Source organism: Succinatimonas hippei YIT 12066, assembly GCF_000188195.1.
Lineage (GTDB): Bacteria > Pseudomonadota > Gammaproteobacteria > Enterobacterales > Succinivibrionaceae > Succinatimonas > Succinatimonas hippei.
Genome location: NZ_GL830949.1, coordinates 13411 through 28365, shown reverse-complemented (window position 1 = coordinate 28365; position 14955 = coordinate 13411). Strand labels below are relative to the sequence as shown.

Genomic DNA, 14955 nt, shown 5'->3' with positions numbered 1-14955 from the left:
GGGGTTTTAGCCGCTGATCTTTTTTGATAAAAACTGGAATTTTTATAAAAATCAAATTAATAAGCATTATTAACCCTTAAACAATCAAGTCCGGAGCAAATTTGTAATTCATCATAAATATTGAGGTTATGTGAAAATTTAATATATTTTTCAAAAGTGTGATCTTGGTATTTGACACATACATTTTATATAAAAATGTATGTAAAGATATCAGATCAAATTACGCTCATTGCATAAAGAGCAAATCTAAGTCAAAAAATAACTTTTTTTATGTCATTTTTCAGTCGTAGTAATAAATTTTGTCTGTAAAAATAAGATAACTTAAAGTTTTTGTTTCTTTTATAATTTTTAATAAAAAAGATAATTTTATATATAAAAAATAGCATTAATATTATTAATTATTTGATTATTAAAAATAAATTATTTTAAATATAAAGACTAATATAACAAATCATAAATTTACTTTATTTTTTTTATTAAAAATAAAACTACATATAAAAATATAAAACACTGAAATAATTCAGCTGTTTTTGTATTGCTTTTTCAGATAGTAAAAGGGCCGTAAATTTTAAAAATGTGATGAAAGTGCACGGTGTTTACAGTCCTAAAAAAGTTTAAATATAAGTTAATTTACTGATAAAACAACAAGTTATATTTTTAATAATCTTTCTCTGATTTTGTTTTCTTTTAAACAAAAGTCTTGTCTTTTTTGATATATGCACTTTGCTCCTTTCTCTAAACTTTATCGTGAAATTTAAATATTACTCATGCACTACTAAAGAAAGCATATTTGCTTAAGGAGTCATATTTCATGAGAGCAGTTGTTCTTAGAGGACCTAATCAGTTTGCTCCTGAGGATATTCCGGTACCGGAGATTGGCAATGACGAGATTTTGCTAGAGATGAAAGCTGCCGCAATTTGCGGTACTGATATGCGCATTCTTACCGGTAAGAAGACCAAAGGCGTTCGTTATCCTTCAGTTATCGGTCACGAATTTTGCGGCATCATCGCTAAAGTCGGTTCAGACGTTAAAGGATATGAAGTAGGTGAGAAGGTTGCAGTAGCTAATGTTATTCCTTGCCACCATTGCAGCAGCTGCCTGCACGGACGTACCAATGCTTGCTTGAACCGTAAAGCTATCGGCTATGAGTTTGACGGCGGTTTTGAAGAATATATCCGTATTCCCGGCATCTGCATCGAAAACGGTAATGTTGTCAAGCTCCCGGATCACGTCTCATTTGCAGCCGGCGCTTTGATTGAGCCGCTTTCTTGCTGCATTCGCGGTTTGCGCAATGCCGGAACCGGCTTTAATGATGATGTTCTCATTGTCGGCGCTGGTCCTATCGGCTTGTTCCACCTTCAGTTGGCTAAGATTGCCGGAGCCCGTAAAGTAATCGTCAGCGAGCCTAATGAGCAGCGTCGTAAGGTTGCAGCAGAGCTCGGTGCCGATATTGTTGTTGATCCGATGAACGAAAACCTTGAAGAGATCGTAAAGCGCGAAACCAACGGTCTCGGCATGGACGTTATTGTCATGGCAATCGGTGTTCCTCCGCTTGTTAACCCGACCTTAAAGCTTTGCAAGAAGGGCGGTACCGTTAACTTGTTTGCAGGTTTTGCCGGAACCGGTGAGTGCAAGATCGAAGTCAATACCATTCACTATAACGAAATCAATGTAAACGGCAGTACCGCTTACAAGCTTGAGGATTACCTCGCAGCAGCCGAGATGATCAAGAGCGGCAAGATTGATGCCGACAAGATTGTTACCCATAAATTCAAGATCGAAGACTTCCAGAAAGCATATGACGTATGCGTAGCCGGAACCGGTCTTAAAGTTGTTATTGAACCTTAATTTGAGTTTTTAAGGTTTGGCTAAAAGTTTTATTCATTTGTTTTGTTACTAAGTAAAGAGGAAATTAACTATGGCAATGTTAGGTAAGGCAGTTCGCATGAGCCGTTTGGTCAACCCTAAGAGCAACAAGATGATGGCAATCACCGTTGACCACGCTATCTCTCGCGGAATTGCTCCTATGACCGGTTTGCATCACATCCAGGACACCATTGACAAGATCATCGCCGGACGTCCTGATGCAATGACTATGACCAAAGGTATTGCTGAAGACTGCATGTGGCAGCATGCCGGTAAAGTCTCTATTTTGATGAAGATTTCCAACTATTCTCCTGTAGCTCCGACCAATGACACCGTTTTCGGCTCTGTTGATGAAGCTATCCGCATGGGTGCTGATGCTGTCTCCATGGGTGCTATGACCTTAGGCGACCATCAGGCTGAGCAGTTTGAGAGAATCGGTCGTGTTGCTGACGAGTGTGCTTTAAAGGGCATGCCGTTAATCGGTCACGTCTATCCGAAGGGAGAGAGTGTTCCTGTTGATAAGCGTACCGCCTGGGAAAATATCGCATACTGCTGCCGTAGCGCCTGCGAACTCGGTATGGATATCGTTAAGACCACTTATACCGGCGATCCTGATTCCATGGCTAAAGTTGTTTCTTGTGTTCCGAGCCAGTTCCGCATCGTTATTCAGGGCGGTGACGCATGCAAGACCTTGGACGATTACCTCAAGATGACCCGTGATGCTATGGACTGCGGTGTTGGCGGTGTAACCATGGGACGTTTCGTATGGGATTACAAAGACATTACCGCTTTGGTAATTGCTCTTCGCTACATCATCCACGAAGGCTACAGCGTCAAGGAAGCCAAAGAATTATTGGCTCAGCTTGAGAACGATAAGAACTACGACCAGTTCTAATCATAATTTCATCATAACTAAACAAAAATAAGGAAGGACCCGCCAGTGAAAGCAATATATCTTTTGGGTGTAGACGTAGGAACATCGAGTATCAAGACCGTTATCCTTGACTCGAACGCCAAGGTCGTGGCGGAAGAAACTGATTTTTACCGCCTTATCAATCCCGATCAGGTATCAATTCAGGTTGACGCTGCCGATATGTGGAGGGCTTTCATTAATTGTGTAAGCCATCTTGTAAGCAGAAATAACGTAGATCCTACATTGATCGGTGCAATCAGTATCTCCAGTTTATGCCCCGGACTTGCTGCATTTGATGCTGCAGGTAAATTGCTGGTGGATCCTATCATTTATTCAGACAGACGCAGTACTCAAGAAGCTGAAATTTTTCGCGAGAAAGTAGGCGATAAGCGTCTGTTTGAAATTACGGCCAACAGTGCTATGGCCGGCGCCATGTCCGGAACTTCGATACTGTGGATAAAGCGCAATCTCCCCGAAATTTACGAACGTACTAAATATTTTGGACATATAAATACCCTCATGGCTCAAAAGCTGTGCGGTAATTTCGCAATTGATCATTCAAATGCTTCTTACACTCTTTTATATGAAACCGTAGATCGCGGCATCTGGTCGGAAGAGTTATGCGAAAAGGTAGGTATAGATATTGAAAAGCTGCCTCCTTTGCATAAGTCAACTGATGTTGTAGGCACTCTTATCAATCAGGAATTGCTGGATTTGGGTTTGCTTCCCGACACTAAGATCGTTATCGGCGGCGGTGATACCGCTTGTGCAACTTTTGCTGCCGGTGTGGTCAAACAGTGGGATGTCTGTGAATCAGTAGGAACTTCCGATGTCCTTACCGTAGCCGTAGAGAAGCCCTTGTTCTCCCCTAAATTCATTAATCGCCGCCACGTAGTAGACGGAGCATGGATTTATCAGGGGGCTATGTCGCATACCGGTTCTTCTTATAAATGGATGTATGACAATTTCTATCAGGATTTTCAGGCTATTGCCTCAGGATCCGGAAAGAAAGGCATGCTGATGATGAATGAGGATGCCGCAAAAGCTGCTCCCGGAGCCGACGGCCTTGTGTTTTTGCCCTATATGATGGGCGAGCGCAGCCCGGTGTGGGATGCTTACGCAAGAGGTGAATTTTTCGGATTGTCCTTAAAGACAACAAGACGCGAAATGAATCGTGCCGTTCTTGAAGGATGTGCATACGGTTTGCGTCAAATGTTCGATATTTGTGAAGAATTAACCGGTGAGAAGATAACGCATTTTTCATCAATCGGAGGCGGGGCAAAGAGCAAAGTTTGGGCCCAAATTAAGGCCGATATTACCGGTCGCGACATCACCGTTTTAGATATGAGCGATATGGCTCCTGTCGGAGCTGCTTTACTTGCAGGTGTCGGAGCCGGTGTTTTCAAGGATGTATACGAAGCTTCGGCGAAAGTCGAAAAAGCGGTTTATACAAAAATTAAGCATTCCGATGCAGATAAAGAAGTATATGACCGTCGCTATCAAGTGTATACAGGCTTGTACCCTAGGTTAAAAGATTTGTATCGAGTAAATCTCGGTATCAAAGAAAACTGATTTATAAACAACATAGCAGGAGAATCTCATGAAAAAATTTGTAGCCACCTTATTGGCCGCTTCTTTGGGTTTAGCTGTTGCCGGTACCGCCAGCGCCACTACTTTGAATGTCAGCGTACCTGATGCCGATAACTCATACATCTACGCTGCCGCTCAGGAATTCACCAGGCGCGCTGCCGAGTACTCAAACGGCTCTCTGGAAATGAAGGTCTTCCCGAACGGATCATTATACGGCGGCGATGCTAACGCAGCTGTTTCTTCCGTCGGCAACGGCTCATTGGATGTCGTTATTTTGGCTGCATCCTTATACGCAAGCTTCAATCCTGAGTTCTATGTGTTGTCAGTTCCGTATCTGTTTGATAACACCAAGCAGCTTCAGGACTATATCAACAGCGAAGACGGCGTTAAGCTTTTTAATTCCGTAGAGGAAATGGGAATTACCTGCTTAGGCCGCTGGACCCGCAGTTTCCGTCAGGTCACCAACAGCAAACATCCGGTAAATCAGCCTGAAGATCTTCAGGGTTTAGTTTTGCGTACTCCGAGCAACTCTTTATATGTAGAGTTCTTCAAAGCTTGCGGCGCTAACGTAACACCGATGAACTTCTCTGAAGTTTACAATGCCTTGCAGCTTGCAACCCTTGACGGTCAGGAAAACCCGATTGACGTTCCTGCTACCAGCAACTTCTACGAAGTTCAGAAGTATGTTTCCATGACTAACCATATTGCTGATGCCTGGGTTGTCGGCATGAATACTGAGAAACTCAAGAGCTTGTCAGAAGAAGAGCAGCAGGCTCTTGCCAAGGCAGCAACCGAGTGCCAGCAGTGGTATGTTGATTATCAGGCTACCCGTGACGGCGAGATGTTGAAGCTTTTGACCGATAACGGTATGCAGGCTAACGAAATACCGGCTGAAGGTATGGCCAAGTTTGTAGCTGTTTCTCAGAAACTCTACCCTGAGTTCAAGAAGTTAGTCGGCAATGATGCTCTCTTTGACGCAGCTGTTAAGTTCTGCGGTAAAGCTCAATAATTAATAATTTTTCCTTCCTATAAACCATTGATTTTACTGGTGATGCAAGGAGGTTTTTTACTTCCCTGCATCCCTTTTACCCCAAAATCTTTGGTTTGACGAAGAATAAAAAAAAGAAATTGTCCCTTTAAGGAGAGAAAGTTTATGCAACGTAAACTCTCACGTTTTAGTAAATTTTTTGATGTCGTCGATAAGATGGAAGACATCGTTTGCGGCGGAACGCTGGCAGCTTTGCTGTTCGTAGTTTTGCTGCAGGTAGGTGCCCGTTGGTGCGGCATCATCTTAGCTTGGACGGAAGAAACCACCCGTTTCCTGTTCCTTTGGATGATGTTTATTGCTGTTGCAGCAGGTTTTAATCGCGCTGAGTCTGCTCGTGTGGTCGTATTAATTCAAAAGTTTCCGGTTTCTTGGCAGAAAGTTTGCGCTGGTGCTTATTACATTGTTTCTATCGCTTTCTTCCTGTTCATGCTCGTTTACGGCACCGAACTTTCTATGCAGAAGTTTAAATTCCATGAAATGGCAACGGCTTTAGCTCTTCCGATGGGCTTTATTATGATTAGCGTACCTATCAGCGGTTTCTTGGGAATTATCGGAACTATTCAAAGTTATCTTGAATATTCACACATTGTTGCAGTAGGCGGTGATAACAGCGAAATCGGTATGGAGGGAACTGTCAAATGAGTATGAGTGTTATTTTGCTGATCCTGTTTCTTGCATTGATGGCATTCGGTATTCCTATTGCCATTTCCTTGGGAGCAGCTTGTGTGGCGGTGCTCGTTACCATGAGCCCGATGCCTTTAACCATGGTTGTACAGATGATGTACAGCTCCATGAACAGTTTCATCATGGTGGCTGTTCCGCTCTTTATTCTGGCGGGCTCATTGATGGATGAAGGCGGTATTGCGGATAAGATTTACGATTTGGCAGATGCCTGCGTAGGTTGGATTTACGGCGGTTTAGGTCACGTTTCCGTATTTTGTAACATTATTTTCGGTGCCATGTCCGGCTCATCCGTTGCCGCAGTTGCCTCCATCGGCAAGATGAGTATTAACGCCATGGCCAAGAAAGGTTACCCTAAAGCTTACGGTGTAGGTATTAACCTTGCAGGCTGTATGCTCGCTTCCGTTATTCCGCCTTCAATTTTGATGATCGTTGCTGCATCAACTGCAGGTGTTTCCATCGGTCAGGCTTTGATGGCAGGTCTCGTTCCCGGTATCTTTATCGGTGTTGCCTTCATGATCTATAACTATATTACCTGCAAGGTAAAAGGTACCGGTGAAAAGAGCGAGTTCAGCGTTCAGCGCTTGGGTAAGGCTTTTATTTCCGCGGTTCCTGCATTGATGGTACCGGTAATTCTCCTTGTCGGTATGTACAGCGGTGTTTACACCCCGACCGAAGGTGCAGGTATTGCCGCTTTCTATGCCATCTTGATTTCAATTTATGTCTATAGACGTTTGAAGTGGTCCGATATTCCCCGCATTATCGCTAAGAATGCCCGTCAAACCGGCACTATCTTGTTTATTGCTATCACAGCAAAACCTGCAGGTCAGATTTTCGAACTTGACGGCTTGCCCGGACAGCTAGCCAACTTTATCGTCGGCATATCAAATGATCAGCTCATAATTCTGTTTGCTCTGTTCGTGTTCTTGCTCTTAGTCGGTATGTTCATGGACGCAACAGCTGCAATCTTCATTTTGGTACCGATTTTGCTGCCGGTAATGGTTAAGATTGGCGTATCTCCGTTGTTCTTTGTGGTATTCCTCGTCATTACCTTGTCATTCGGTCTTATCACGCCGCCTGTGGGGGTGTGCCTGTACGCTGCCCAAAATGTTACAGGCATGTCATTTGAGGCGGTGGTCAAGTCGGTTATGCCTTGGCTGTATCTGACAACCGGCGTCTTATTAATGTTCATCTTCTTCCCTGAGATTATTACGGCTCCGGTTGAATGGATGTTCAGTACTAATTAGTAAGCCTTAGACCGCAGTTTATAAATTAAGCTGCGGTTATAGTGAAAAGTGCCAAAAGTAAAACAAGAGTTGTTTAGGAGAATTTACACATGAAAATCGTAGTATTGGACGGCTATACCGAAAACCCTGGTGATTTAAGCTGGGATGAGCTTGCCAAACTCGGTGACCTTACCGTCTACGATCGTACTCCGGTAAATGACGAAGCTGAAATCATTCGTCGTATCGGTGATGCCGAAATGGTTTACACCAATAAGACTCCGATTTCACGCCGCGTTATTGATGCTTGCCCGAATATGAAGTTTATCAGCATGCTCGCTACCGGTTATAACGTAGTTGATTATGCTTATGCCAAAGAAAAAGGCATTCCCGTAACCAATGTTCCTACCTATGGTACCGCTTCAGTAAGTCAGTTCTCAATCGCTTTACTGCTTGAGGTGTGCCATCACATCGGGCATCACGACGCTTCAGTTCATGCCGGAAACTGGGCTAAGTGCATTGATTGGTGTTATTGGGATTATCCGCTTATTGAGCTTGACGGCAAAACCATCGGTATTATCGGTTTCGGCCGTATCGGACAATCTGAAGGCAGAATTGCCAAAGCTATGGGTATGAAGGTTCTTGCATATGATCTTTATCCTAATGATTCAGGCCGTGCTATTGCAGATTATGTAAGCCTTGATGAGCTCTATGCTAAAGCTGACGTGATTTCATTGCACTGCAATTTAACTCCGGAAAACACTTGCATGATTAATAAGGATTCTATAGCCAAGATGAAAGACGGCGTAATTCTTATTAACAATGCCCGCGGTCAGCTTATCAATGAACAGGATGTTGCTGAGGCGCTTAACAGCGGCAAGATGGGAGCTGCAGGTCTGGACGTTGTTTATACCGAGCCTATTAGAGAAGACAATCCTTTACTTAAAGCTAAAAACTGCATTATTACTCCGCATATTTCATGGGCTCCAAAAGAAAGCCGGCAGCGCATTATGGACTGCGCCGTGGAAAACGCTAAAGCATATATTGCAGGTTCACCTATTAACGTGGTTAACAAGTAAGACCAATGAAAAAATGTATTGTCATCTCGGACTCTTTTAAGGGTACGGTATCCAGTTTGGAAATTTGCGAAATAGCAAAACAATCCATTCCGCGATTCTTCCCTGAGTGTGAAGTGATAGCTCTTCCGGTTGCAGACGGCGGTGAAGGTACTGTTGAATGCTTTGTCAAGGGAATCAATGCCGAACCGGTTACCGTATCGGCAACTGGCCCTTTGGGTGCTCCCCTTGATGCCGTTTATGCTCGTCACGGCAATCAGGCGATCGTGGAGATGGCAAGTGTAGCAGGTTTGCCGCTTTTAAATAATCGTCTTGATCCGATGAATGCAACAACCTTCGGAGTCGGACAGCTTATCCGCCATGCTATAGAAAACGGCTGCACGGAAATCCTGTTGGGACTTGGCGGCAGTTGTACTAACGACGGCGGTTGCGGCTGTGCCGCGGCGTTGGGAGTTAAGTTTTATGACGAAGCTAATAATAGCTTTATCCCCACGGGCGGAACCCTAAGCAAAATTTGCAAAATTGATTGCAAAGACGCCAAGGAGTTGTTAAAGGGAGTTCAAATCACAGTTATGTGTGACGTTGAAAATCCTTTGTACGGGCCTACCGGAGCTGCATATGTTTTCGGACCGCAGAAAGGTGCAGATGAAAAGATGGTTCGGGAAATCGATTCAGGCTTGCGCCGTATGTCCGAAGTAGTCGAAACAGAGCTTGGTAAAGCCGTTGCGCAAATCCCGGGAGCAGGTGCCGCCGGCGGTATGGGAGCCGGATGCATTGCGTTTTTAAACGCAAAGCTCAAATCAGGTATTGATGCTGTTCTTGATATGGTTGAGTTTGATCGTCGTATTGAGGGAGCTGATTTGGTTATCACCGGCGAAGGTCGCATTGACTCTCAAAGCGTACACGGAAAAGTAATTTCCGGAATCGTCAAAAGAACCAGAGTTAAAAATATTCCTTTGATGGCAATTGTCGGATCAATTCATCCAAGCGCAGCTGAAGCATATGATTTAGGTGTTACGGCTATGTTCGGTATCGACCGTGAAGCGGTGGCATTTGAAAAGTATGCAGATAGAAGTGCAGAGAATTACCGGCAAACCCTTGAGGATATTTTACGACTCTTAAAAGCAATGAAAGAGCGCTGGCAGAAATAGCTGACGCTTTTTCAGATTTTTTGCCGCCTGGCGATATTTTGTCGGTTTTGTCCGAATCGTGGGCGGAGTTTTTTAAAAAGGGAACTCTTACTTATAACAACAAAAAGCTGTAATAACAGCGTTCTGCCGATGCCAAGCATTGGAGCAATTCATCTCGGTAGTTATGTGTGGGCTTTGAATTGATTTTGGGCTTGCATCGGTTTTTTTGTCCCTGAAAAATGTGTTTTACCGATGGCTTATAAAAAGAAATTAAATGCTCAAGAGTCTGATGCAATCAGAAAGCTTGATTATATGATTGAACTTTTCGTTAATATTCTGAAGGTTCAATTATGTATTTACGATACGGAGCGAAAGTTCATAAAATCCATTTCTGATTTGACTGATGAAGAAAATCCTTTAATTACCGATGCAAGTTATCGCGAGCATCTTTTAGATCGTGCTGAAAACGACAAAGTCTTTGTTGAAAGCGATTTTGAGAACGTAATTTACGGCGGTATGCTTATCGAAGACAGGATTATCATCTTTGGGCCGTTGGTTGTCGGCAGCAGAAATGAAGAAATTAACAGACTGCATTCTTTAAGACATAATTGCAGATTGTTCTCGATTCAAAATTGTGATTTGATAACTGTAATAAGTGTGCAAATGATGCTTTATTCGGCTTTTTATGATTTTTACCCGTCTCTTTCATCCGTTATCCAAAGTGCATTTTTGAATTTAAAGGCGGTAGAACATATCGACGAGAGAGTAAGCGAGATTGTTGTCGAGCAGTTTGAAACTAATCAGCCGTTATCTTCACTGAGTATGGAAACGGCTATTTTAAAAGCCATATGGGACGGAGATATTAAGACTTTACGTCATTGTCAGGATCAAGCTTATCATTCCAGAAATTTTGCATCTTCCGATCCTGTGAGAGCTGAAAAGATTCGCGGTTTTGTCGATATATCTTTATCAGCACGTGCTGCCATCATGAGCGGAGTGAATGAGGGTGAGGCTTTAATTTTAGCTAATTCTTATGTTCGGGAAATTGAAGATGTACGCTCCGTGCAGGAAGCGATGGCATTGAAATTACAGGCACAGCTGAAATTTGCTCAGATGGTAAGCGATCTTAAAAGCGATAAAGATTCTGATATCGGAACAAACATTGTCAGTAGCGCAGACAAGTCAACGCTTAAAAAACAAAGAATGCTGACGCAGATTAAAAATTACATTCGCCAAAACATAAATTCACGGATGAGCCTTGATGATTTATCCGATTATTTTAATGTAAGCAAAACTTATTTGCAGACGCTGTTTAAAGATCAGGAGAATACTACTCTGATGCGCTATATTCGTTCTGAGCGCATCAAAATTGCCAAATTAATGTTAAAAACTACGGATTTACCCTTAGTGGAAATTGCCGGTTATTTAAATTTTTGTTCACAGTCTAATTTTACAAAAGTTTTTAAGCAGTTAACCGGCATGACACCTGAGAGCTATCGTCTTGAAAAGAGCAACAATGCTGCTCTTTTGGTATCTAAAGATAAGTAAGGTTATTCCGGTTTCAATATTCCGCGTTTAAATGATCCGTTTTCTACCTCAATGCAGTCAAATCCGCCGTCCAGTGCGGATTTGATGCCCAAAGGGCCGTCTTCAAGTACTATGCATTCGCAAGGCTGCAGTTTTAAAAGCTGTGCTGCTTTTAAAAAAGTATCAGGAAAGGGCTTATGCCTTGTTACATCATTGGCACTTACTGAAACGTCAACGCATTTGTCCAGATTCAGAAAATTGAGAATAGTGTCCACGTTCACTCTTTGCGTACCGGTTCCGATACCGATTAATTGTCCTTTTGCTTTACCGTCTCTAAGGATATTCTCAATCGGCTTGAAAGTATGAAGTTTGTCAAAATGAGAACGATAAACTTCAACTTTACGGGCGACGAAAGCATCAACATCGTTTATTTCAAGCCCGTGACGGTTAAAGTACAAGACTACATCTTTACTTGACATGCCTCCCAAGTCATAGATGGTTTGAGGATTAATGGCATAACCTCTTTCTTTGTATACCGTAGTCCAGGCAAGGACGTGCAGCGGCATTGAGTTGATTAAGGTTCCGTCCAGGTCGAAAATAAGGGCTTTATATGTGCTTAAATCAGGAAAAGAGTCCATTTAAACCTCAAGGTCAAATAAAATAAGGGCACGTTCGGTTAATTTGAGTATACTCTATATTTGTTATTAACAAATAAATTGAAAAATATGGACGCAAGAAAAATCTCCTGTGACTGCATTATTGTCGGAGCCGGATCTGCCGGAATCGAGGCGTACAAGACGGCAAAACAAAACGGTGCGCAATGTATTTTGGTGGAATCGGGGCCTCTTGGAACAACAGCTCATCGTACCGGAGATATCCCGTCATGTCTCTTATTTGCGGCGGGAAAAGCAGCTCATACCAATGTCGATGCCGAAAAATTCGGACTCAAGTTTAAAAATAAAGCGAGTTTTGATAAATCAAACGTATTGAATTCTCTGCGGGCTTCAAGAGCGCAGTCAACTACCGAAGTTTTGTCTTTTTTATATAAGATCCCCGATGATGAAAGAATTATCGGAAAAGCCGGATTTATTGATGCGCATCATGTACATGTAGGTGAGAATTTAATTATCGAATTTAAAACTGCAGTAATTGCCACCGGTTCTATCCCCGTAATTCCTTATGAACTTGGGAAATTGGGCGGGATTTTAACTACCGATGATTTTTTTGAGACGGATCGGATTAAAAATAGTGTCGCCGTGTTCGGATCAGGTTTGGTCGGTTTGCGTTTGGGGCAGGCTCTATCGTATTTGGGCGTTGATGTTACTGTTTTTTGTGATGAGAATTTATGGCTTTTGACGGATGAAACAGTGATCGCAAAGACCAGAGAGCTTTTAAGAAAAAGCATGAAGCTTTCAGTTAACTCTAATATCACGTCAATTGAAAAGCACGGAGATCTGTACGGAATTTATTATCTTGATGAAAATAATTTTGAAAATTTCATTACAGTAGAACAAATTATTTCTGCAGGAAGCCGCTACCCTAAGATTGACGGTATGAAGCTTAGAGATATCGGAATAAAATTAAGCCCTTTTGGTTTTATTGATGTTGATGAAAAAACTTTACAGACATCAATTCCGCATATTTTTGCCGCCGGTGATGTTATAGGTCATAAAATGTCAACGAATTTAGCCAAGGAAACGGGAAGAGTTGCCGGATTTAATGCGGCAAATCTTCCGCACAAACTTGAAATGAACAGTTCAGTTGCCGTACATGTACTGCCGACAGAGCCTGCTGCCGCTATAGTGGGACTTAGTTTTAATGAAGTTAAAGAAAGAGCGAAACTCGGCTTTCATTTTGTTATCGGCGAGTCGCATGCGGATAAAGGAATTTATCGCTGTGAACATACTGCACAGGGGCTTATAAGACTTTATTGTGATTTGCAGAATCATTGTATTCTCGGTGCTGAAATGTGTGCTCCGCAGTGTGATCATTTGGCGCATTTTTTAGCTTTGGCAATACAAAAGAAGATGACGGCAGATGAATTAAGTACTTTCAGCTTTTTTCATTTAACTTATGAAGAAGCGTTAAATGACGCGGCAAAGGCGGCGGTTAAAGCGATAAATCAAAGAAAAGGAACCAATTATTATGCTCGTTCATAATGAAAATAAAGAGAAAATTTTAGTACTGGCTTCAGGTAATGCCGGTAAAGCTCGCGAGTTTGCAAAGCTCCTTGAGCCTTTTGGATATACTGTAAAACTACAAAAAGAATTTAATGTTGACTCTCCTGAAGAAAACGGTTTGTCTTTTGTTGAAAATGCGTTGATAAAGGCAAGATATGCTGCAGCTCAAACCGGATATCCGGCTATTGCCGATGATTCAGGTATTTGCGTTGACGCTTTAAACGGGGCTCCCGGTATATATTCTGCCCGTTTTTCAGGTGAACACGGTGATGATAAGAGCAACAATGAAAAGCTGCTTGCTCTTTTAAAGGATGTTCCTTTGCCAAAACGTACGGCATTTTACTTTTGCGCTTTGGCTTTAGTTAGGACTAAAGATGATCCTGTTCCGCTTATTGCTACCGGAAAATGGTGCGGTACCGTGGGATTTAAAGAGCAGGGAAGCGGAGGTTTTGGTTATGATCCTTTGTTTCTTGTAACCGAACGTAATTGTACGGTAGCGCAGCTGCCCGATCAGATTAAAAATTTAATTTCTCATCGTGCTCGGGCGATGATGAAGCTAAAGGCGATGCTGCATCAAAATGATCTTTGATTTTCTGCAAGACAATTACACGGGGCTTTATATTCATTATCCTTTTTGCATGCACAAATGTCCTTATTGTGACTTTAATTCATATGCAAAAGGGATAGATGAAAGTCGGGATGAGTTGTACTTTTTACGGCTTAAAGAAGATTTTTTATTCTGGAAACCAAAACTAAAAGATCGAAAATTTATTTCAGTGTTTATAGGCGGCGGAACCCCTTCTTTATGTAAAGCTGAATTAATCGGGAACTTTATTGATTTTATTGCTCCTTATTTAAGTAAGGACTGTGAAATCACAATGGAGGCAAATCCCGGTACTGTCGATATTAATAAATTAAAAGATTTTAAAACGGCCGGCATTAATCGTTTAAGTCTTGGAGTGCAGAGTTTTGATGATGCGCTTTTAAAAAGAATTGGTCGAATTCATGACGCGGCCGCGGCAAAAAAAGCATGTGAGGATGCGGATAAATGTGCTTTTTCTGCATTTAATATCGATTTAATGCACGGGTTGCCCGGGCAAAGTTTAGAGGCGGCCTTACATGATATTAAAATTGCTGCAGCTCTTAATTGCAGTCATCTTTCATGGTATGAACTTACTATTGAAGAAGATACTTATTTTGGAAAGCATACTCCGACGCTTCCAAGTGAAGATGAGCTCTATGCAATCGAAGAAAAAGGTTTTGCCTTACTTAAGTCTTTAGGCTTTAATCGTTATGAAGTGTCTGCTTTTTCTCGAGAAAAGCATTGTGTGCATAATGAAAATTATTGGCGTTTCGGGGATTATGTAGGGATTGGTGCCGGTGCTCATTCTAAGTTGTTTAACGGCAGCACCACAATAAGAAGAGCATGTCCTGCAAGTCCTTCTGATTATTTAAAAGGAGATTTCGGTAAGTTTTATACCGTAGAAGATTCAGATATTCCTTTTGAATACATGTTAAATCGTTTACGGCTTTTTAATGATATTAAAACTTTTGAGTATAAGCTGCATACCGGGCAGGATTTTTCTTTAGTAAAAGGCGTTTTGGATAAAGCTGCATCTTTATCTTTAATTGAATTTAAAGATGATGAAACATATTGTGTGACAGCGTACGGAAGACAAATGCTAAATGATATCTTAGAGATGTTTTTGCCTTAAAATCA

At 42.0% G+C, this 14955-nt stretch carries 13 protein-coding genes; 12 read left to right on the top strand and 1 reads right to left on the bottom strand.

All coding sequences use genetic code 11. The annotated features are described in order from the left end of the window. Positions 1–811: 811 nt before the first annotated feature. From HMPREF9444_RS01410 to HMPREF9444_RS10415, 9 genes are all read left to right on the top strand, one after another. Complete coding sequence (locus HMPREF9444_RS01410) at positions 812–1849, top strand: zinc-dependent dehydrogenase (RefSeq protein WP_009142530.1); 1038 nt, start codon at positions 812–814, stop codon at positions 1847–1849. Positions 1850–1919: 70 nt separating this feature from the next. Next, positions 1920–2762: a class I fructose-bisphosphate aldolase gene (locus tag HMPREF9444_RS01405; protein WP_009142529.1), complete on the top strand. Its 843-nt coding sequence runs from the start codon at positions 1920–1922 to the stop codon at positions 2760–2762. A 45-nt stretch (positions 2763–2807) separates the two neighbouring features. After that, a complete protein-coding gene (locus HMPREF9444_RS01400) occupies positions 2808–4352 on the top strand; it encodes a xylulokinase (RefSeq protein WP_009142528.1) in 1545 nt (514 codons plus the stop codon). A gap of 28 nt (positions 4353–4380) precedes the next feature. After that, positions 4381–5379: a DctP family TRAP transporter solute-binding subunit gene (locus HMPREF9444_RS01395; protein ID WP_009142527.1), complete on the top strand. Its 999-nt coding sequence runs from the start codon at positions 4381–4383 to the stop codon at positions 5377–5379. A 144-nt stretch (positions 5380–5523) separates the two neighbouring features. Then, positions 5524–6060: a TRAP transporter small permease gene (locus HMPREF9444_RS01390; RefSeq protein WP_009142526.1), complete on the top strand. Its 537-nt coding sequence runs from the start codon at positions 5524–5526 to the stop codon at positions 6058–6060. Continuing rightward, a complete protein-coding gene (locus HMPREF9444_RS01385; protein WP_009142525.1) occupies positions 6057–7346 on the top strand; it encodes a TRAP transporter large permease in 1290 nt (429 codons plus the stop codon). Before HMPREF9444_RS01390 ends, HMPREF9444_RS01385 begins: the two co-directional genes overlap by 4 nt. 89 nt (positions 7347–7435) lie before the next feature. After that, positions 7436–8401 (top strand): D-2-hydroxyacid dehydrogenase, encoded by a 966-nt coding sequence (locus HMPREF9444_RS01380; protein ID WP_009142524.1) that lies wholly within the window; start codon positions 7436–7438, stop codon positions 8399–8401. Between the two features lie 5 nt (positions 8402–8406). Further along, a complete protein-coding gene (locus HMPREF9444_RS01375; protein WP_009142523.1) occupies positions 8407–9549 on the top strand; it encodes a glycerate kinase family protein in 1143 nt (380 codons plus the stop codon). 231 nt (positions 9550–9780) lie between these two features. Further along, positions 9781–11076, top strand: coding sequence for an AraC family transcriptional regulator (locus HMPREF9444_RS10415; RefSeq protein WP_009142521.1), 1296 nt, complete (start codon positions 9781–9783; stop codon positions 11074–11076). 2 nt (positions 11077–11078) lie between these two features. Here HMPREF9444_RS10415 and HMPREF9444_RS01365 read toward each other — a convergent pair whose 3' ends face one another. Continuing rightward, entirely contained in the window at positions 11079–11693 is a 615-nt protein-coding gene (locus HMPREF9444_RS01365; RefSeq protein ID WP_009142520.1) for an HAD family hydrolase, read from the bottom strand. A gap of 87 nt (positions 11694–11780) precedes the next feature. Here HMPREF9444_RS01365 and HMPREF9444_RS01360 point away from each other — a divergent pair, with 87 nt between their 5' ends. Genes HMPREF9444_RS01360 through hemW form a run of 3 tightly spaced genes read left to right on the top strand, consistent with a single transcriptional unit; the run spans position 11781 to position 14950 of the window. Continuing rightward, on the top strand, positions 11781–13214 hold the full coding sequence (locus tag HMPREF9444_RS01360; RefSeq protein ID WP_009142519.1) for an FAD-dependent oxidoreductase: 1434 nt from the start codon (positions 11781–11783) through the stop codon (positions 13212–13214). Beyond that, the gene (rdgB, locus tag HMPREF9444_RS01355) at positions 13201–13824 is read left to right on the top strand and encodes an RdgB/HAM1 family non-canonical purine NTP pyrophosphatase (protein ID WP_009142518.1); all 624 of its coding nucleotides are present in this window, start codon (positions 13201–13203) and stop codon (positions 13822–13824) included. The genes HMPREF9444_RS01360 and rdgB overlap by 14 nt, the downstream gene beginning before the upstream one ends. Next, positions 13814–14950, top strand: a complete 1137-nt coding sequence (gene hemW, locus HMPREF9444_RS01350; protein WP_009142517.1) for a radical SAM family heme chaperone HemW — start codon at positions 13814–13816, stop codon at positions 14948–14950. Before rdgB ends, hemW begins: the two co-directional genes overlap by 11 nt. The last annotated feature ends 5 nt before the right edge of the window (positions 14951–14955 follow it).